This is a genomic window from Clostridium malenominatum (assembly GCF_039521365.1).
In the GTDB taxonomy this organism is placed as follows: domain Bacteria; phylum Bacillota; class Clostridia; order Clostridiales; family Clostridiaceae; genus Clostridium_AW; species Clostridium_AW malenominatum.
In genome coordinates this window covers 1,000,968-1,021,215 of sequence record NZ_BAAACF010000001.1, presented here as the reverse complement: position 1 = coordinate 1,021,215, position 20,248 = coordinate 1,000,968, and the positions used below count along the sequence as shown (strand labels likewise).

The following is a 20,248-nucleotide window of genomic DNA, read 5'->3' as shown; positions in this document are numbered from 1 at the left end:
CCATACTGCAAACAACCTTTCTATAATTTAATGTATATTGCATAATATGCTCGCTATGGAACTCTGTGTAAGAAATTTATATGTATAATATTATTTTTCAACATATCCTAGGCAATATTTGAGTATCTAGTTCTCCCAATACTCTTTTTCCACCAAAGTCATTCTCAATATATACAAATTCATATTCACTTGTAAATTCTCCTATAACCCTAGCCTTACAGTTACATTCTCTTACTAATCCATCTAGTATATCTATATAAACCTCTTTATCCACTACAATTATCATTCTTCCTTCGCAGGCTAAATAAAGTGGATTAATTCCCAACATTTCATTTATAGCTTTTACTTCTTCTCTTATAGGAATGTTTTTTTCAAAAATATGTATCCCTAAATCACATTGCTTAGATATTTCATTTAGTACTTGTGCCACCCCTCCTCTAGTTGGATCTCTCATAAATTTTATATGTTTATAATAATTTTTTAAATAGTTTAAAAGATAATTCAGTGGTTCGCAATCGCTTTCTATATTTCCTTTAACCTTCAAATTATATCTATCTACAGCTATTGCTGTGCCGTGCTCTCCAATTGTTCCAGTTACTATTACTTTATCCCCACATATTATACGTTTAGGTTCATACTCATTAACAACTCCCATTCCTGTTGTATTTATGAAAATCTTATCAACCTTACCTTTAGGAACCACCTTGGTATCTCCTGTAACTATGTTTACATTAGCCTTTTCACATGTTTCCTTCATAGAAGTTACAATTTTAATTAAATCTTCCATAGGAAAACCTTCTTCTATAATAAAAGCCACACTTAAACATACTGGTTCCGCTCCACAAGCAGTTAAATCATTTATAGTTCCAGAGATAGCCAGTTTACCTATATCTCCACCTTTAAAAAATATAGGATTTACAACAAAGGAATCCGTTGTAAATGCAATCTTCCCTTCAGGAAGGTTTACTAATGCAGAATCTGTATTTTGTATTAAAACATCATTTTTAAAATTTTTATAAAATATATCTTCTATTAATTTTTGTGTATGCTTTCCTCCTTCTCCATGGATAAGCTCAATGGTATTTATATTCATTTTCCTAACCTCTCCCCTATGAAATTGTATTTAAAATATGAAGCACAAGCGCCTTCTGATGATATCATGCATGGCCCATAAGGATTTTCAGGCTTACATATCTTTGTAAAAAGACTACATTGAAAAGGAGCTATATTTCCAAGCAGAACATCTGTACATCTACAGCTAGAATTGTCTTTAATATAACTGTTTTTATGAAAATAATCTTGTAAATTAAACTTTTTCACCGCATCAGTACATGAGTATTTGTCATTTATGGCTAATGCTGAATTTTCAACCTTTCCAATGCCCCTCCATACTACATCTTCTACTTTAAAGACATCTTTAATTAACTCCTTAGCCACCATGTTTCCTTGTTGACTTACCCATTTCCTATATAGATTTTCAAATCCATTGTAACCTTCACCTTTATTTTTTCTATAAATATCTCTAACTAAAAAATATATTCCACCTAATATGTCCTCCCCTTTAAACCCACATATTACTGAAGGTATTTCATATTTTTCTTGGATAAATTTAAAATTTTTCTCCCCAGTTATTATAGCTACATTTCCTGGCAAAATCATTCCATGAATATTTTTATTTTTAATGCTAAGAATTTTTTCTAGTATAGGGGGCATTATTTTTATAGAAGTTAAAAAGAATAAGTTTTCAATTTTTCTTAAGTAAGTTTGTTTTATTAGAGATGCAACTAAAGGAGCAGTGGTTTCAAAACCTACTCCTAAAAACACAACATTTTTAGGATATAATTCTTCTGCTATTTTAGTAACTTCATTAACAGAATAAAGTATTCTTATATCTCGTCCCTTCGATTTTTCAATAGAAAGACTAGAGTTATTCCCTTTTACCTTCATCAAATCTCCAAAAGTAAGTATAGTTATGTCTTTTGAAGCCAAATATACAGCAGCATCTATATAGTCCTCACTAGTAACACACACAGGACAACCTGGCCCTGATAATAAATTTATTTTGCTGGAAATAACACTTCTTATTCCATACTTAGCTACTGAATTTGTATGGGTGCCGCACACCTCCATGATGTTTATATTATCTATTTCTATTTCCTCTGCATATTTATTTATATTCTTTATTACTCTTTGTAATTTATTATTATCTTTAATGTCCATCATCTTCCTTTAACATTTCTTCTAGAACCCCATCTAAATAATGAAAATACTCTTCATCTATTTTTTCAATAGCAAATCCAGCATGAACTAATATATAATCCCCTTTTGCTGGATTGTTTACAAGTTCTACATTAACAATGGTCTCTATTCCTTTAATATCAATAGATGCAAAAGGTAAATTCACACTATTTATTCTTCCACAAATACCAAGACACATATTATATCCCCTTTTCATTTAATATCTCATCCGCCACAGCAACTTGTCCAAAAGAAATTCCGCTGTCATTAATAGGTATATTTTCATTAAAAAATACTTGAAATCCTTTGTTAACCAAACATTTATAAATATTTTTTAAAAGATATACATTTTCAAAAACTCCTCCGCTTAAAATAACTTTATCTATTTTAAATTCTTCCCTTATTGTGCAAGCCATTTCAACTGTCATATTTACAATGGTATTATGAAATCTAGCGCTTATCTTTGAAATATTTACTTCCTTTTGGATGTCATTTAATATATCCTTAAGCATGAAAGAGTAATCTAATATATGAGTTTTGTCTTTTTTCTCTATTAAATAAGTATAGCTTTCCTCAACATTTTCTTCTGTAATGCATTCAAGTTCAATAGCACCTTGCCCATCATAACTTGTACTCTCTCTTACTCCTAAAATAGAGGATACAGCATCAAATAATCTACCTACACTGGAGGTTTTATAGCAGTTTAAATTATGGTCTAGTGCAGAAAGCACATTGCTTATATCATTTCCAGAAGCTCTTTCAATTCTCTTTAATCCAAAACGTAGCACATCTTCATCTTTAAGATTTTTTAAATAACTTACCCCTATTTTCCATATATCTCTATTCGCAGAATCTGCTCCTTGAATTTTTGTATATTTAAAATGAGCTACTCTTTTAAACTCCCTTATACTTCCAATAAAAAATTCTCCTCCCCAAATATTTCCGTCAAGTCCTAATCCAGTACCATCGTATATTATCCCTATAGCATTATCTACTATACGATGCTCTAGCATACAACTTGCCATGTGAGCATGATGATGCTGAACAGGTAGTTTTGCTTCAACATCATTCAAACTTTTCCCATACAAGGTAGACATATAACTAGGATGCATGTCAAAAGCTATAACCTTTGGCTGAAACCCGAAAATATTTTTCATATTAGTTATAGATTTTATATATTCCTTATAGGCATTTAACTCTTTTAAATCTCCAAGATATTGACTCATATAAACAATTCCATCTAACGCAAAGGAAAAGTTGCTTTTCCCTTCTGCGCCACAGGCTAATATATTGTTTTTTATTTTTCTATCAACATAGTAAGGAGAATATCCCCTTCCCATTCTACTTATCATGACTTTTTCTTCTACTATTTTAACTACAGAATCATCAATTGGTGTGTTTATATCTCTATTATTAAATAAAAAAAAGTCTACTGCATTAGAGATATTTTTTAAAGCTCCTTCATTGGTGTATTCTGTTGGACATCCACTAATATTACCACTGGTCATAACAAGAGGTGGTAGTTCTTCTTTAAAGAGCAAATGATGCAACGGAGTGTAGGGAAGCATTACACCATATTTATTCATCCCTGGTGCAACCTCTTGGCATATATCATTACCCTTCTTTTTTGTTAAAAGCACTATAGGTCTTTTATTGCTAAGGAGAATTTCTTCTTCTCTTTTGCTAACTTCACAATATTCTTTAACTTGGTCAATATCCCTCATCATTAGGGCTAAAGGCTTGTGTTCTCTTTTCTTTCTATTCCTAATTTCTAAAACAGCTTCTTTATCGAAGGCATTACATATTATATGAAATCCCCCTATGCCTTTAATTCCTAAAATTTTTCCATCATTTAAAAGCCTTGCACATTCTTTTATTTCATCTAAACACTTTATGTTTTCTCCTTTACTATCAGTTAAAATAAGCTGGGGACCACATTCTATACAACATGTAGGTTGAGTATGAAATCTTCTTGTGTCAGGATTTTTGTATTCATCATTACATACTAAACACATTTGAAAATTATTCATAGTTGTATTACACCTATCATAAGGAAGAAGCTTTATTATGGAATATCTTGGGCCACACAAAGTACAGTTGGTAAAAGCATATCTATATCTTTTGGAATTTTTATTAAATATATCTTCTATGCACTGATCACATGTTGCAATATCAGGAAGAATAAACTTTGCTTTTATATTTGAAGTTATACTTTTTCTTATGACAAAGTCTTTATATTTCTCTATATCTTTTTCAGTTAATTCTACCTTTTGAATTTTGGCAAGCTTAGGAGGATTCTTTACAATCTCTATGAGGAATTGTTCTATTTTCTTTCTCATGCCTTCAGCATTAATAATTACAGAAGAATCACAATTGCTAACCCAACCTTTAATATCTAATTCCCTTGCCTTTTTATAAATATAAGGCCTAAAGCCTATTCCCTGAACAATTCCATGTATTTTTACTGTATAACCCACTTCATTGTTCATAATATTCATATCTATACTTTTTCTCCCTGAATTTTTTTAATAACAGCAGTAAGTTCATCCATATCTTCGTAACTTACTTTCACCTGAGTATTTTCATGTAAAACATCCTTATTTAAATCTAAAAGATGTTCTAAAAGATGTTTTTCAGTGATGTGACTTTGATGTCCAAATGAAATTTCTATTATATCCACTCTAGTTAAATTATTTTCGTCACAAATTTTTTTGATTTCACAAGAAATATTTTGCATTAAAAATGAGTCATGCACTCTTTACTCCCCCTTATGTATAGAATCCTTTAAAACTATATTCTGATATACCTGACTTTTTATATGATTAAATTTCTCTAAAAGCTCCTTGCTTAACTCCTCTCCATAATCAACATCAACACCCTCTATGCCAATAATATAGCCAGTTACATTTTGAAAATTATAGCTATTTAAAAGTTTTATTAAGCTTAATTGATGTTGAGAATAACCCTTTTCAAAAAAAATTTCCTTATTATTAATATCTAAAATAGAAATTTTGCCTGGTTCAATGCCATACAACGTACAATCTAAAATAAATATAAAATCTCCATTCTCTATAAAACTTAAAGAGTAGTCCGTATCAGTTTCCCCTAATATAACCTCAAATCCTAATCTCTCCAAATCACTTCTTAGTTCTTGGCCAATTAACACTCCAATAGCATCATCTTTCATTATCCTATTTCCTATAGCTAAAATCTTCTTGCCCATACCTACACCAACCTTATATTCATTGTAGAAGAATCCTTGGTTAAAACATGAGTTGCACAGGAAACACAGGGATCAAAGGATCTAACAATTCTTCCTATTTCAGTAGTATTCTTAGGATTATCCACATGGGTACCAATAAGTGCTTCCTCTAAAGCACCAAAAATTCCATTAGAATCCCTAGGGGATAAATTCCAAGTACTAGGCGTTATTATTGTATAATTTTTAATCTGATTTTCTTCAATATTTACATAATGTCCAAGAGAACCCCTTGTGGTATCTATAAAGGCATATCCTACGGCATTTTTAGTCAATGTATAGGCCTTATTAGTACTATCTTTAGGTATTATTTTATCTAAAAGCTGTAACATACTGTTTGCAATTTTTTTAGCTTCTAATACTCTTGATACAATTCTATTCATAGTTGAAATTCCTTCTCTATACTCTCCACTTATATACATTCTGGCCAAGGGTCCCACTTGCATTGCATATCCTTTATACCTTGGAGCTTTTATAAAGCTATATGCCCCCTCTTTAAAAGGATCTACCTCCCAATTATTATCCTGTATATTTAATGTATTCTCCTTTGCCTTATACCAAGCTTTATATATATTTTCATTTATATTTTTAATATCCAAAACCTCTCTCTTACCATTTATGATAACTCCGGGAGATACATAATAAATATCTTCACCATAATTGTCAAATAGTCCATAGGTCATTAAATTTTCAGGTCCTCTCCCTATATTAAAATAATCATTATAATAAGTTGATAATATAAAAACGTCCTCCATCATATTATTTTCAATAAAATCTCTAATTTCTGTAACCAAAGCCTTTACCTGAACAATTTTTTGAGCCGTTATATTAACGGTAACCCCTCCAGGAAAAACCCCGTGATTATGAGGAGCCTTTCCCCCTAAAACAGCTAATGCCTCGTGAGCTTTTCTACTATAATTTAAAGAGGAAAAATAGTTTTCTATAAGCCTCTCACTTTGTTTTTTGGGTATTCTAAAATCATCATGAGTAATTGAATATAGCGGATTTATATTAAATCCCTTAACATAATCAGGAAGAACATATTGATAAAAATGTCTTAAGTGGTTTTGCAAAAATTCACTTCCATGGAGTACATCTCTAATCATTTCTTCATTTCTGTCTGGGACAATATTATAAGCATTTTCAAGAGCCTTAGCAGAAGCCATAGAATGAGCTGTAGAACATATACCACAAATTCTTTCTGTAAAATAAATAGCATCAAGAGGAGATCTCCCTTTTAGCATCTTTTCAAATCCCCTAAAAAGCATACCCTGGCTTTCTACATCTACAATCTTATTGTTTTCTATATAAGCTGTTATCTGCAAATATCCACTTATTCTAGTAACTGGATTAATAACTACCTTATCTGCCACCTCATCCCCTCCAAATTAAATACTCACAAATGGCTCCATACCATCTGGAAAACCTTTAGACGCACATCCTATGCATGGAGTATTGTCTCCAATAGGCCAATTAACATAATCATTCCACTGTCTAGTAGGGCAATCCGTTTTTGTAACAGGTCCCCTACATCCTAATTTAAACATGCAGGTTCTTTCTCCCACTGACTTTGCAAATATTCTTTTTTCAAAGTAAGATCTTCTAGGGCAAATATCGTGTATGGTCGTTCTATAAAAATCAACAGGCCTTCTATCTTCATCAAGTTCTATATCCCCAAATAATATTAATTGAGCTATAGTTCCCATAATCCAGTCTGGGTGAGCTGGACAGCCTGGCACTCTTATAGCTTCACGATTTATTTCTTTTTTTAAATAATCAAAAACACTTATGCAACCAGTAGGATTTGGCTTTGCTGCTGAAATTCCACCATAGGAGGCACAAGTTCCTACAGCAAGTATATACTTTGCTTTAAGTGCAACTCTTTTTACTTCTTCCATTCCTGTTATCCCTTCCCCTTTATAATTAGCTACAATATTATAAACTCCATTATCCTTAGTTGATATAGCTCCATCCACTATAAGAATAAACTCCGTATCAAGGGTAGCTAGCAACTCTTCCTGAGCCTCTTCTCCCTGAGCCTTCATAATGCTATTGTTATATTTAAAGTTCACCATATCAGTTAAAAAATACTGCATATTTGGACCAGAGCCATCTAGTAAAGAAATTATATTTCCAGAGCATCCAGCAGCCTCAATCCATACTAAATTCATCTTTTTCTTATTTTTCATCTCTATTTGAGAAACTGCTCTCTTAACTAATTCTTTAGCAGTAGCGTATTTATTCTTTACTGCGGGACACATATTATTGAGCATTTTCACTGCTCCCTTCAGTTTTTAATATTCCAACCTGCTCTAGCCCTTTTAGAATTTGTTCTTTATTATGGCAAGCGTTTATTTCTTTAGTTAAATCCCTTCCAGCTTTAAGCCCAAAATGAGTTCCAGCTGCCCAAGCCGCATTATAAGTTACATCGTAAACTACACCATCAATAGCCACATAAGCTTTATTACCATTCTTGCCGTCATATTTTAAAAGCTCTTCTAAAGTAAAGCTTTGTTGCCTCATATTTTCATTTTTTCTATATATGTTGTCCATTTCATTAATGTTATACATAAAATTTTTTAGAACCTTAATTCTATACCGCTCCTCTTTAATCAAGCTGTCATAAAACATTTTTTCATAAATATTAAAGCTCATAAAGCTAATCTTTTTAAGTTGATATATGTTTTGCTCCATTCTATTTATCAACTCTTTATAACTCTTGAAATTCATGTATTCATTCTCCTATAAAATCTTATCTTTAAATAATATGAAAAAATTTATTTTAGTAGACCTATTTTCAAATTAGTAGTTTAAAATAAAAGCTTATACTTTAAATTTACTATTGACATTTCATCATGTTAATGCTAAACTACCAACCATACAACAAAACTGCGATGAGAAGAAGTAGAAATCATACGTTTTCAACAGAAAGCTACCGGTTGATGAGAGGGGCAGAAAACAGATTTTGAATACATCTCTGAGTGGCGCACTGAAAGGATTTATATCTTAGTAGGCTGTTGCCGGGTGCCACCGTTATATGGCTAGGGTATAAGCACTTTTGTGCCGTACCTGATGAGGTTTATACAGTGATGTGTAAATAAATTTGAGGTGGTAACACGTGAGCACAAGACTCCCGTCCTCTGCATAGAGCAGAGAACAGGGGTCTTTTTTATATTCAAATTAATTTTTAGAAAGGATGATAGTAATGAAAAGTGCACAAGAACAGTTTAAGATTATTATGAAAGGGGTAAACCAAGTTGTTAGTGACGAAAATTTAATGGGAAAGCTCCAAAAAAGCATTGAAGCGAATAGTCCTCTTGTAGTTAAGCTTGGACTTGATCCTTCTGCACCAGATATACATCTAGGCCATGCTGTTGTACTGCGTAAAATCAAGCAAATGCAGGACTTAGGGCATCGTGCAGTAATCATAATTGGAGATTTCACAGGCAAAATTGGGGACCCATCAGGTAAAAGCAAAACCCGTAAACCATTAACTACAGAGCAGGTGCTGGAAAATGCAAAAACCTATGAAGAACAGATTTTTAAAATACTTGATAGAAATAAGACTGATCTTAAATTTAATAGTCAGTGGTTGTCAAAACTGAATTTTGAAGACGTAATAAAACTTGCAGGGAAAGTTACTGTTGCTAGGATACTTGAAAGAGATGATTTTGAAAAAAGATATAAAAATAGCGAACCTATTGGACTACACGAATTTTTCTATCCATTAATGCAAGCCTATGATTCTGTGGAACTAAAAGCTGATATTGAAATGGGAGGCACAGACCAAACTTTTAATATTCTTATGGGACGTACGCTACAAAAGGATTTTGGTCAAGAGAGTCAAGTAGCCCTATTTATGCCATTGCTTGAAGGTACCGATGGCATTGAAAAAATGAGCAAAAGCCTTGGAAATTACATCGGTATATATGAAAATGCAGTTACAATTTATGAAAAAACTATGACTATTCCAGACAACCTTATTATTAAATACTTTGAACTGGCAACAGATATTCACCCAGATGAAGTTGAATTAATTAAGCTAGAACTTGAAAACCCAGAAACTAACCCTCGTGATGTTAAAATGCGCCTTGCAAAAGAGATAACAACTTTATATTGTGGTGCTAAGGAAGCAGAAATAGCTGAAGAACATTTTAAGACTGTATTCCAAAAAAATCTTATTCCTGAGGATATAGATGAATTTACCTTATCCCTTGATTGCTTTGCACAGGATGGAAAAATTGACCTTGTAAAGATCATCTCTAAGAGTGGAATTACTAAAAGTAACGGGGAAGCCAGAAGACTTATTACACAAAATGCTGTAAAAATAGATGGAGAAAAGTTTAATTCATTTACAATATCAGATACAAATAGTAGTTTTGTTATTCAGGTGGGTAAGTCAAAATTTATCAAAGTAAAGGCAGAAGAAGGAAGTGTTTAACTACCACTTCCCCCTTCTGACCCCTTTTATTAATAAATATTAAAAGTATATATATACATTATCAGGCCTATCTATTTTTTCTAACTTTTCAACTTTAATTGCAGGCAACTCAATTTCTTTGCCTGATGGCTCTTTATATAAAATTGATTCAATAACCCCCTCTATTCTCACCCATTCATCTGTTTTTAAATTTTCACTCTCCTCCCACTTGCTTACTAAACCTATAATTTGAGAATCTGCCGCACAACATGTCATAACCATTCTTCCTACAACAAATTCTCCCTGGTTTAACCCCTTGTCCTTAAATACGAATCCAGAAATACATACCCTTTTACCCTTATACTTTTCTATATTCTCTTCTATGGAATATAATCTTTCTAAATAATTATCATCATTAAATTCAATTAAGACTTCGTCATAAATATCTTCATTAGATGTACCCATTGATACACTTCTATTGATATTTATATTTACCCCTCTTTTATCTGCAATGCTTGAGGTTAATTCCATTTGAGATGAAGTCATTCCAATAACAAGGGTAGTCCAAAGTAAAATATAACTTTTATTAATCTTATTTCTTGTTTGCACCGTAAAGATTTTAGTAAACTGATATAGGGATAGTATTAGAAATACTCCCACGGAAAATTTCACATAAAGCATCATTCTTGGAGCAATATACATAGCTATCTTCCCTGTGTAAAATAAATAGTAAAAATAAAATGTAAAACCTGACAGTATAATGAACCATACTAACTCATGAAAATTAAATCTCTTCATCTATATCACTCCAAATCTACTCATAAAATTTACTATACATCCAATAATAAAAGATAAACCTAATGTATAGATTATTATTTTAGCCACATATCCCCTTTTAAAATTGCCCATAAGCATTAATGTATTCTTTATATCAAGCATAGGTCCTAAAACTAGAAATGCTATAATGGAACCCGTTGTAAACTGTGCTGAAAAAGTTTTAGCTATAAAAGCATCTGCTTCTGAACAAATAGATAGTAAAAATGCCAAAGCTATCATAATTATCACTGAATACACATTGTTTAATCCTATGGATTTTATTGAGTTTCGTGGTACCGTAATTTGAAACATGGAGGATATAAAAGCTCCAAATATTAAATATTTACTTATATCTTGAAACTCTATTATTGTGTGTTCTAGTATACTTTTGAACTTAGAATTGCCATATACTCTATCAAAACCACATCCACAAAGACATCCTCTTTCATTATCAAAGCTCTCTGTTTTTGCTGGATTCTCTTTATTATAGCTTCCGTAATCAATTAAAAAACCTATGGTAATTGCCACTAAAAACCCAAACATAGCCCTTAATAACACTATAATAGGCTTATCATAGAAGGCATAATAAGTGGACATCAAAACTACTGGATTTACTATTGGCACCGCTAACATAAAAGTTGTGGTAGCACCTGCAGGAACTCCCTTTTTCATAAGTCTTCTAGCAATAGGGACAATAGCACATTCACACACTGGAAATACCATTCCCATTAATCCAGCTCCAATATATCCTAAAATCTTATTTCTAGGAATAATTTTCTCTATAAACTCTTGTGATACAAAGATTTGAATTAATGCAGATACAAGGGAGCCTAATAATATAAATGGAATTGCTTCAATTATTATGCTTATAAATATAACAGAAAAATTTTTAAAATACTCAAAACCTAAGTTAATACCTTCCATATTTTTCTCCTATCATAATATTTATCTATAAACTATATTTTTAAAGAATATCCTCAGTTTTTTTAAAAAGCCTTCCTCTAATATTTTTTCTTTTTGGACCATAGCCTTTATTGATTCGCCTTTTTTAACTCCTATAATAATGGCATATGGGTTTATGGAATCAATCTTCTTATGGATTTTATCTATTTCTTCTTTTCCTACCTCATTTATGTTATTTATTAAAATTAAGTTGCTATACTCTACTGCTGGAAGTAAAAAGCCTCCCATATTATCTAAATAAAAATTAAACACCGAAGCTTCTGAAATATAGAAAATAGTAGTTATCTTGCAGTGTTTCTTTAAAGCTTTACTGTTAAATATATTTAAAGTTTCAATAAGATTTCTTGTTCCATTGTGTTCAATTATTACTCTATGTGGTCTATAAAGAGTTAGAGCATATTTAAGGTACTCTTCTGTTAAAGGTTTTTCTGCATCATATAATTTTATCTTCACCCTTTTATCTTCTATTATGGTCTTTTGTATTTCCCTAAGTCCTCTTTCACATTGAATTATAAGTACCTTCTCATTATCTACTAAAGTACTTTCTACTAATGCATTTATAAATGAAGTTTTACCAGAACCTAAAAAGCCTGTTACTATTTCAATATCTGTATTCATAATCTCTACCTACTATAAGAATAATTTTTTTAGATTTTCTTTATTTAAATTACTACCAATCACACATAGTCTCCCAGTATAATCAGCTTCTATCTTTTGTATTTGTATTTCATTGGGAACATAGTCAAACTGCACCCATTCCACCTTATTTTCCTGTAATATTCCTTTTGCCCTCAATACCTTTCCATACTTCTCCTCATCCTTTAATTCTCTTAAAATACTAGCCAACTTTTCTTTGTTATATATTTTTGGGGTTTCCATGCCAAAGGTTTGAAATACTTCACTGGCAGAGTGATTATTTCCTAATTTAAATCTTCCTTTATTTAAATTAACCTTTTCAAGTTCTAAATCTATCTTTTCTTTTTCTGCAGCATTTATTATCTTATCCCCTTTTATTTCATCCCAAGGTGTTGATATTATAATAGCCTCCCTATTTAACTTATTGATTTTTTCCATAATATCTGCTAATTCTTCTTTAGATAGGTTTTGGCTTCTACTTAAAACAATAGTTTTACCATTAGTTATTTGATTTTTGTAAAACTCACTGAAATTTTTAATGTACATATGAAATCTACTAACGTCTACAACGGTAATAACCATATTAAGTGTTACAATATTTTTTACTTCAGGTTGGTTTATAACAGATAATATTTCTGAAAGCTTTCCAACTCCAGAAGGTTCTATTATAATTCTTTCTGGATTATATTTAATGCACATCTCCTTTATTGCTTGTACAAAATTTCCTGAAACACTGCAACAAATGCACCCTGAATTTATTTCCTTTATATTTATTTTACTCTTAGCTAAAATGCTTCCATCGATACCTACTTCACCAAATTCATTTTCTATTATTACAATGTTTTCTTTAATAAAATTTTCTTTAATAAGCTTTTTAATAAGCATTGTTTTTCCTGCGCCTAAGAACCCAGAAATAATATCAACCTTCGTCTTCATTTTCTTACCTCACTTTATATAAAATTTTCCACATAATTATTATATTTAAAAAACAAAGTAAATGCAATTGATTTGCATTTACTCCTTATATTATACTAATATATATTGAATTAGCAGTTTAAATATTACTTATTTAATCCATTTAATCTTTTAATAATTGAACTATGGAATTTTATTTCCGTAATAATTTATAGGAAAAATAAAACATCATAAGGAGGGCATATAAATGCTAAGAAAAAAAATACTAATAATTCTTTCAACTATTTTAATTATTACATCTGTTGGTTGTGGTAATAAATCAAAAGATGCAGGTAACGTAAACGATAATCAAAGTGTTGTGGAAGAAAACATTGAAAAAGAGGATGAGGATACAAAACCTGAAGATAACTCTACTGCAGATGAAACTACTAAACCTGAAAAACCCGTAGAGTCTGTGACTAAACCTGAAACTACTAAGCCGGAAACTTCTAAACCTGAAGTAGCTAAACCTGAGACCCCTAAACCACAACCACCAAAACAGGAAACGGTAAAGCCAACCGCTCCAAAACCTGAAGAAAAACCAACTCCAAAGCCTGAAGAAAAGTCCGTAGCAACGAAAGACATTGCAGATAAGATAGTAAAGGATTTGGAATTTCCAGCTACTTTAGAAATGGATGAAGAACGTGCTAAAGAATTTTATGCTTTAGACACCACCTTAGTTTCTGAATTTGCAATTTATCAAGCTATGATGAATGTAAAAAGTGACGAAGTATCAGTATTTAAGGTAAAAGATAAAAAGAATATTGAAAAAGTAAAAGAAGGTATATTAAAAAGACAGGAGCAATTAACAAATGTGTGGAAACAATATCTCCCTGACCAGTATGAAAAGGTACAAAATTATATTATCTTAGAGAAGGATAACTATATAATGTACTGTATTTCCGATAATCAAGAAAAAGCAGAGGAAATTTTTAATAGTTTCTTTAGTAAATAAGCTATTGCTCAAGGAGATTTACTATGGTATTTAGCAGCCTATTATTTCTATTTTTATTTTTACCAAGTGTAATTTTAGTTTACTATGTTGCACCCAAAAGATTTCGAAATTTAATATTATTTCTAGCTAGTCTTATTTTTTACGCCTGGGGAGAACCCGTATATATAGTAATTATGATTTTTTCCTCTCTGGTAGATTATACTTGTGGAATTGTCATAGATAGTCGTCGAGAGGAAAAGGCTATAGCTAAAACCATGCTACTTTTATCTATATTCATTAATTTAGGGCTTCTAGGTTTTTTTAAGTACTATAGGTTTCTTATAGGAAGCATTAATGACTTATTTGGTGTTTCCTTAAGAAATTTCAATGTTACAATGCCTATAGGTATTTCCTTTTATACCTTTCAAACCATGTCCTATACCATTGACGTTTATAGAGGAAAATTCCCTGCGCAAAAGAATATTATAGACTACGGAACCTATGTTAGTCTATTCTCCCAGCTAGTTGCAGGGCCAATTGTTTTATATGATACTATAGCATATCAGTTGAAAAACCGAAAGGAAAGTCTAGCTGACTTCGGACAAGGCTTAGAAAGGTTCATAATTGGTCTTGGGAAAAAGGTTTTAATAGCAAATAATATAGGAGTTCTGTGGAATGAGATTCAAAGTATGCCAGAAGAACTGACTATTGTGACAGCATGGATAGGAATCCTCTCCTTTGCTTTCCAAATATATTTTGATTTTAGCGGATATTCAGATATGGCTATTGGCCTTGGTAAGATCTTTGGTTTTGATTTTCCTGAAAACTTCAAGTACCCCTATACCTCAAAAAGCATAACTGATTTTTGGAGAAGATGGCATATATCTTTAGGTACTTGGTTTAAGGATTATGTATACATCCCCTTAGGTGGAAGCCGCTGCACTAAGCCAAGGTTTTATAGAAATTTATTTATAGTATGGTTTCTTACAGGGTTATGGCATGGTGCAAGCTGGAACTTTATATTATGGGGACTTTATTTCGGTATTATAATCCTTCTAGAAAAAACCCTATTGCTTAAAGTTTTAAAAAGAGTGCCAAAAGCTCTATGTCATATTTATTCCCTTCTACTCATTTTAGTGGGCTGGGTATTATTTTATTTTGAAAGCTTACCTAAGGGCATTAATTATTTAAAAGCTATGTTTGGCCTATCACCTATAGACTTTATAAATTCAAGGTGCATATACCTTTTATATAATTATGCAATTATTTTATTTATTGCAGCCCTAGCATCAACTCCTATTATACATAAGTTTATATATAGGTTGAAAATTAAATGGGAAGGATTTTACCATTTTGCTTCTATATCTTTTATTACTATGATTATGTTTCTTTCAACAGCATATTTAGTTGATGCCACTTATAATCCTTTCTTATACTTTAGATTCTAGGCAAAAGGAGGTATGCTAAATGAAAGTATATAGGATAATTTTAAGCTTCATAATTATGCTGTTCTTAGGAACTATGGCTATAATAAACTTTACCTTTCCTGATAGGGAGTTTTCTGAGGAAGAAAATAGAATGCTTAAGGGAAAGCCAACCTTTTCATGGGAAACCTTAAAGAACGGTAAATTTACCAAAGAATATGAAGCATATATTACGGATCAATTTCCCTTTAGGGATTTTTGGGTAGAAGTTAAAGCCTCTTCAGAAAGATTGCTGCAAAAGAGAGATAATAATGGAGTGTATTTAGGGAAAGACGGATATTTGCTTCAAAAGGTAGATAAAGTAGATGAAGAAATTTTAAATAAAAACCTCCAGGCAATAAATATGTTTGGGAAGAACAATACAGGGAATAAAATATATTTTCTTTTGGCTCCAAATTCAGTAGAGATATTAAAGAATAAACTCCCTCCCTTTGCAAGTTCTGAGAATCAATTATATATAATAAATTCTGTACAGAATAAACTAGATTCTTCTATTAGTTTCATTGATGGCTATAAAGCTCTTTCAGAGCATAAAAATGAATATATATATTATAAAACAGATCATCATTGGACTTCTTTTGGCGCTTACTATGCTTATAATTATTTAGGTAGTAAAATGGGATATACCCCTTTGGCAATAGAGGATTTTAACGTGGAAAAGGTAACAGATGAGTTTTATGGAACACTATATTCTAAAGGAAATTATAGGACTGCCAGTTCAGATTCCATTCATATATTTAAACCGAAAAAAGAGCCTTCATATACTGTGGAATATCTAGATACAAATACCTCCAGCCATAGTCTATATGAATTCAAACACCTAAATAGCAAGGACAAGTATTCCCTGTTTCTTGATGGCAATCACGCTCTTACCGTTATAAAAACTGATATTAATAAAGATAAGAAGCTTCTTGTTATTAAGGATTCCTATGCTCACAGCCTTATACCTTTCCTAACTAACAACTATGGTGAAATTCACGTCATGGATCTTAGGTATTTTAATATGAGTGTAGGAAATTACATGAAAGAAAATAATATAGAGGAAGTTTTGCTAGTTTATAATATTTTATCCTTTGTAGAAGATAGTTCCATAATGAATTTAAAGTTTAAGTAGTATCTTAACCTTAAATAGAAAAAGCGATAGGTCTCTAAAACCTTTCGCTTTTTCTCTATTTATTTCTTAATATTTTTAAATGCTTCAGTTTGATTTTTTATACCAACCTCAGTGGCAAACCTTTCTATACTAGATGCTCCAAAGAAGCCTTCAACACCATGAGTTTTTGACATTATATATTGAGCATCCTCAGGCTCTGCTATTGGTCCACCGTGACATAAAACTATAATATCTGGATTTACCGACTTACTAGCATCGCATATCTCCTGTACTTTTACAACACAATCATCCAATGTAAGTGCTGTTTTAGCACCGATGGTTCCTTTAGTTGTTAGCCCCATATGTGCTACTAATATATCTGCTCCGGCCTTTGCCATGGCAATAGCTTGTTCTTTATCAAATACATATGGTGAAGTTACTAGATCTAATTCATGGGCTTTTCTTATCATTTCAACTTCTAAACCATATCCCATTCCCGTTTCTTCAAGGTTTTGTCTAAAAACTCCATCAATAAGTCCAACCGTTGGGAAGTTTTGCACTCCTGCAAATCCCTGTTCTTTAAGCTCTTTTAAAAACACTTCCATTACTCTAAATGGATCTGTTCCACAAACCCCTGCTAATACAGGAGTATCTTTAACAACAGGCAACACTTCTCTACCCATTTCAACTACAATTTGGTTAGCATCCCCGTAGGATAATAAACCTGCAAGGGACCCTCTTCCTGCCATTCTATATTTTCCTGAGTTATATATTATAATTAAATCTACTCCACCAGCTTCAGCACTTTTAGCAGAAATACCTGCCCCAGCACCTGCTCCTAAAATTATTTTCCCTGATTTAATTTCCTCTTTCAATCTATTTAAAACTTCACTACGTGATTTTGCCATTTAAAATCCCTCCTAACTATTTTTCATTTAATAATTGAACTAATTTTTCCGCAGCAGTAATCGAGAATTCTTCGTCATTAATATTTGTATTTATCTCTATAATCTCTACTAATGGATTAGTTATATTTTCTTTCAATGTCTTAAATAACATAGCGTCTTCGTTAGCTCCATAAAATTGCTGCCCTTCTGAATCTAAAAGAGAAACCCCTTTCAGTGGTAAAAGTAAGGCTGTTTTTCTTTGAGCCATGTTCAACTTCTCAGCAATTACTAAACCTAACTGTCTATTTTCTTCTACTGTAGTTCTCATTAATGTCACCGTTGGATTATGTTTATATAAATTACGTCCTGTATATTTGCTTGGAACAGAGGATATAGGGCCAAAGTTAACCATATCTAATGCCCCAACGGAAACAACTTGAGGTATTTTATTAAGTACAGCCGCTTCAAGTCTATCTTCCCCTGCTGCCATATTTCCACCAAATAATTGATCACACCATTCCGTTGTTGTAATATCTAAAACCCCTTCTATATAGCCGTCCCTTATTAGGCTTTCCATAGCTCTTCCACCAGTTCCTGTGGCGTGGAATATTAAAACCTCGTACCCAAGCTTTTCTAAATATTCTCTAGATTTATTTATACATGGAGTTGTAACACCAAACATAGTTGCTGCAATTAGAGGCTTTTTGTTTAAAGTAGTTTTATTTTCAAACTTAACCATACCAGCTATTGCAAAGGCAGCATTAGTAAAAATTTTTGTGGAAATAGAATTTAACCCTGCCACGTCCACAATGGATGGATACATAAATATATCACTAGTTCCTACATACATAGATACATCTCCAGCTGCAACAGTAGATACCATAACCTTAGGCACCCCTATTGGAAGGGCTCTCATTCCAGGAGTAACAATTGAAGTACCTCCACTTCCTCCAAAGGAAAGAATTCCATCAAATTTTCCTTCTGAATAAAGCTTTGGCAATAGCTTTTCCATTCCTCGTGCTAAAGTATCGGTGGCTAATGCTCTATCTTTTTTAGCTGCAATTTCTTTGATGTCACCACCTACAGCCTGTACAACTTCATCATTAGATACATCTGGTGTAAACTTAGGTTCAAAAACCCCTGTGTGAATCATAAAAGTTTTTAACCCCAAGCCTTCAATTATGCCTTTAACATAGCTAAATTCTTCACCTTTAGAATCAAAGGTTCCTGCAATTGCAATCGTCTTCATAGTTTACCTCCTTAATAAGTAGAATTTTCACTCTAATCTAATAATACAGCTAAAAAACCAAAATATACATGTTACTTTGTAATATGTTCATGTGTTTTTGTAATATTTATAAAGGTTTTGTTTTTTCTCTATACTCTTTTGGAGATAAACCTGTTTGTTTCTTAAAGGATTTACTAAAATGAGCATAATCACTATATCCTACAATATGGGCGATTTCGCTTATTTGAATATTTTCTTTTTCTAAAATTTCCTTGGCCTTATTTAATCTAAACTGAGATAAGTATTCTGGGAAAGTACAACCCACTTCATTTTTAAAAAGACTACTTAAATATGGCCTTGATACATGTAACACCGATGCTAAATCACTTAAAAATATTTTATACATATAGTTATTTGAAATATATTCTTTAACAAAATCAACATAGCTATAATGCTTTTTTATGCCTTGGATCATTTTTATTAACAGCTCATCTTTTTCATGAATTCCAGCAAATTTAAAGGATTTTGTAGTATTTGTTATTGTAGACTCGAAGGGAGTTCTTTCAAAGGCTGACCCTCCAATATACCCTATTGCTTCAGTATTTTTGTACATATAATCAATATCTATTGGTGTTTTAACAGGACCTCCATAAATCATTTTTAGCACTCCAGGTCTAATATCATCACAGGTCTTAAATATTTTTGATGTAAGATTTTTTGCCGATTCCAATGAAATCATTTTCTTAGCTCCTACTTCCCCTCCACCTGTTAATCCTAGATGTACACATATAATATCAGCACCTGCCCCTAGCATTTCTACTGCTTGTTTTTCATTAAAAACAAAAGCTATAGTAAATAAATTTTTTTCATGGGCAATTTTTATCCCTTGAACCTCTTTATCAAAACTAATTCCCTCATCTTCTAATGCTTCACGAAATTTTCCTTCAAGCATTCCTATTGTTGGAAAATTGTTAATTCCAGAAAAACCATTATCTTTTATTAAATCAATATACTCTTCTAAATTTATAGTTGGATCCGTTGCATTAACACCAAAAATCACAGGTATATTTTTAACTATTGGTATAATTTCTCGAGAACCAAATTCCATAACAAGTTCATTTGAATTGGAGAAAGGCATCCAGCCAGCAAGAGAACCTATGCCCATTTGCCTAAACCTTCCAGAGCTTAGCGCCAATATAATATCTGCTCCACCTTTCTCTGCGTACTTAGCGGATAGCCCAGAGCCAACAGCAACTCCAATTATATGTTTATTAATAAGTATTTGATTTTTCAAATTATTAATTATGTATTCTTTTTTAAACATAGAATTAACCCC

At 31.7% G+C, this 20,248-nt stretch carries 20 protein-coding genes and 1 other annotated feature; of the genes, 4 read left to right on the top strand and 16 right to left on the bottom strand.

Annotated features, from left to right (window positions below; all coding sequences use genetic code 11):
* Window positions 1–97: 97 nt before the first annotated feature.
* Genes hypE through ABDZ69_RS05040 form a run of 9 tightly spaced genes read right to left on the bottom strand, consistent with a single transcriptional unit; the run spans window position 98 to window position 8,227 of the window.
* Window positions 98–1,093, bottom strand: coding sequence for a hydrogenase expression/formation protein HypE (hypE, locus tag ABDZ69_RS05080; RefSeq protein ID WP_343767312.1), 996 nt, complete (start codon window positions 1,091–1,093; stop codon window positions 98–100).
* Window positions 1,090–2,223: a hydrogenase formation protein HypD gene (hypD, locus tag ABDZ69_RS05075; protein ID WP_343767310.1), complete on the bottom strand. Its 1,134-nt coding sequence runs from the start codon at window positions 2,221–2,223 to the stop codon at window positions 1,090–1,092. The genes hypE and hypD overlap by 4 nt, the downstream gene beginning before the upstream one ends.
* Window positions 2,210–2,455: a HypC/HybG/HupF family hydrogenase formation chaperone gene (locus tag ABDZ69_RS05070; protein ID WP_343767309.1), complete on the bottom strand. Its 246-nt coding sequence runs from the start codon at window positions 2,453–2,455 to the stop codon at window positions 2,210–2,212. Before ABDZ69_RS05070 ends, hypD begins: the two co-directional genes overlap by 14 nt.
* Window positions 2,439–4,727 (bottom strand): carbamoyltransferase HypF, encoded by a 2,289-nt coding sequence (gene hypF, locus ABDZ69_RS05065; RefSeq protein ID WP_343767307.1) that lies wholly within the window; start codon window positions 4,725–4,727, stop codon window positions 2,439–2,441. Before hypF ends, ABDZ69_RS05070 begins: the two co-directional genes overlap by 17 nt.
* A gap of 11 nt (window positions 4,728–4,738) precedes the next feature.
* Entirely contained in the window at window positions 4,739–4,993 is a 255-nt protein-coding gene (locus ABDZ69_RS05060) for a hypothetical protein (protein WP_343767304.1), read from the bottom strand.
* A gap of 3 nt (window positions 4,994–4,996) precedes the next feature.
* Window positions 4,997–5,461, bottom strand: a complete 465-nt coding sequence (locus ABDZ69_RS05055) for a hydrogenase maturation protease (protein ID WP_343767302.1) — start codon at window positions 5,459–5,461, stop codon at window positions 4,997–4,999.
* A 2-nt stretch (window positions 5,462–5,463) separates the two neighbouring features.
* Window positions 5,464–6,870, bottom strand: coding sequence for a nickel-dependent hydrogenase large subunit (locus ABDZ69_RS05050; protein ID WP_343767300.1), 1,407 nt, complete (start codon window positions 6,868–6,870; stop codon window positions 5,464–5,466).
* Window positions 6,871–6,885: 15 nt separating this feature from the next.
* Window positions 6,886–7,770 carry a hydrogenase small subunit gene (locus tag ABDZ69_RS05045; protein ID WP_343767298.1) on the bottom strand — a complete coding sequence of 295 codons (885 nt, stop codon included), beginning with the start codon at window positions 7,768–7,770 and terminating at the stop codon, window positions 6,886–6,888.
* Entirely contained in the window at window positions 7,760–8,227 is a 468-nt protein-coding gene (locus tag ABDZ69_RS05040; protein WP_343767296.1) for a cytochrome b5 domain-containing protein, read from the bottom strand. The genes ABDZ69_RS05045 and ABDZ69_RS05040 overlap by 11 nt, the downstream gene beginning before the upstream one ends.
* Before the next feature lie 152 nt (window positions 8,228–8,379).
* Window positions 8,380–8,641: a binding site (T-box leader), on the top strand.
* 61 nt (window positions 8,642–8,702) lie between these two features.
* Between ABDZ69_RS05040 and tyrS the strand changes: the two genes are divergently transcribed.
* Window positions 8,703–9,938 carry a tyrosine--tRNA ligase gene (gene tyrS, locus ABDZ69_RS05035; RefSeq protein ID WP_343767294.1) on the top strand — a complete coding sequence of 412 codons (1,236 nt, stop codon included), beginning with the start codon at window positions 8,703–8,705 and terminating at the stop codon, window positions 9,936–9,938.
* Between the two features lie 39 nt (window positions 9,939–9,977).
* Here tyrS and ABDZ69_RS05030 read toward each other — a convergent pair whose 3' ends face one another.
* The 4 genes from ABDZ69_RS05030 to ABDZ69_RS05015 are packed head-to-tail and all read right to left on the bottom strand — an operon-like array spanning window position 9,978 to window position 13,268.
* Window positions 9,978–10,715, bottom strand: a complete 738-nt coding sequence (locus ABDZ69_RS05030; protein WP_343767292.1) for a TIGR03943 family putative permease subunit — start codon at window positions 10,713–10,715, stop codon at window positions 9,978–9,980.
* Window positions 10,716–11,657, bottom strand: coding sequence for a permease (locus ABDZ69_RS05025; RefSeq protein WP_343767290.1), 942 nt, complete (start codon window positions 11,655–11,657; stop codon window positions 10,716–10,718).
* Window positions 11,658–11,678: 21 nt separating this feature from the next.
* On the bottom strand, window positions 11,679–12,314 hold the full coding sequence (locus ABDZ69_RS05020) for a GTP-binding protein (protein ID WP_343767288.1): 636 nt from the start codon (window positions 12,312–12,314) through the stop codon (window positions 11,679–11,681).
* A 12-nt stretch (window positions 12,315–12,326) separates the two neighbouring features.
* Window positions 12,327–13,268, bottom strand: coding sequence for a CobW family GTP-binding protein (locus tag ABDZ69_RS05015; RefSeq protein WP_343767286.1), 942 nt, complete (start codon window positions 13,266–13,268; stop codon window positions 12,327–12,329).
* Window positions 13,269–13,494: 226 nt separating this feature from the next.
* Here ABDZ69_RS05015 and ABDZ69_RS05010 point away from each other — a divergent pair, with 226 nt between their 5' ends.
* The 3 genes from ABDZ69_RS05010 to ABDZ69_RS05000 are packed head-to-tail and all read left to right on the top strand — an operon-like array spanning window position 13,495 to window position 16,818.
* Window positions 13,495–14,241 carry a DUF4358 domain-containing protein gene (locus ABDZ69_RS05010; protein ID WP_343767283.1) on the top strand — a complete coding sequence of 249 codons (747 nt, stop codon included), beginning with the start codon at window positions 13,495–13,497 and terminating at the stop codon, window positions 14,239–14,241.
* Window positions 14,242–14,264: 23 nt separating this feature from the next.
* Complete coding sequence (locus ABDZ69_RS05005) at window positions 14,265–15,668, top strand: MBOAT family O-acyltransferase (RefSeq protein WP_343767281.1); 1,404 nt, start codon at window positions 14,265–14,267, stop codon at window positions 15,666–15,668.
* Window positions 15,669–15,687: 19 nt separating this feature from the next.
* Window positions 15,688–16,818, top strand: a complete 1,131-nt coding sequence (locus tag ABDZ69_RS05000; RefSeq protein ID WP_343767278.1) for a DHHW family protein — start codon at window positions 15,688–15,690, stop codon at window positions 16,816–16,818.
* A 59-nt stretch (window positions 16,819–16,877) separates the two neighbouring features.
* Here ABDZ69_RS05000 and ABDZ69_RS04995 read toward each other — a convergent pair whose 3' ends face one another.
* The 3 genes from ABDZ69_RS04995 to ABDZ69_RS04985 all read right to left on the bottom strand — a co-directional run bounded on the left by ABDZ69_RS04995 (window position 16,878) and on the right by ABDZ69_RS04985 (window position 20,236).
* Window positions 16,878–17,705, bottom strand: a complete 828-nt coding sequence (locus ABDZ69_RS04995) for a phosphoenolpyruvate hydrolase family protein (protein WP_343767277.1) — start codon at window positions 17,703–17,705, stop codon at window positions 16,878–16,880.
* A 16-nt stretch (window positions 17,706–17,721) separates the two neighbouring features.
* Entirely contained in the window at window positions 17,722–18,933 is a 1,212-nt protein-coding gene (locus ABDZ69_RS04990; RefSeq protein WP_343767275.1) for a Tm-1-like ATP-binding domain-containing protein, read from the bottom strand.
* A 106-nt stretch (window positions 18,934–19,039) separates the two neighbouring features.
* Window positions 19,040–20,236: a phosphoenolpyruvate hydrolase family protein gene (locus ABDZ69_RS04985; RefSeq protein ID WP_343767272.1), complete on the bottom strand. Its 1,197-nt coding sequence runs from the start codon at window positions 20,234–20,236 to the stop codon at window positions 19,040–19,042.
* Between the last annotated feature and the right edge of the window lie 12 nt (window positions 20,237–20,248).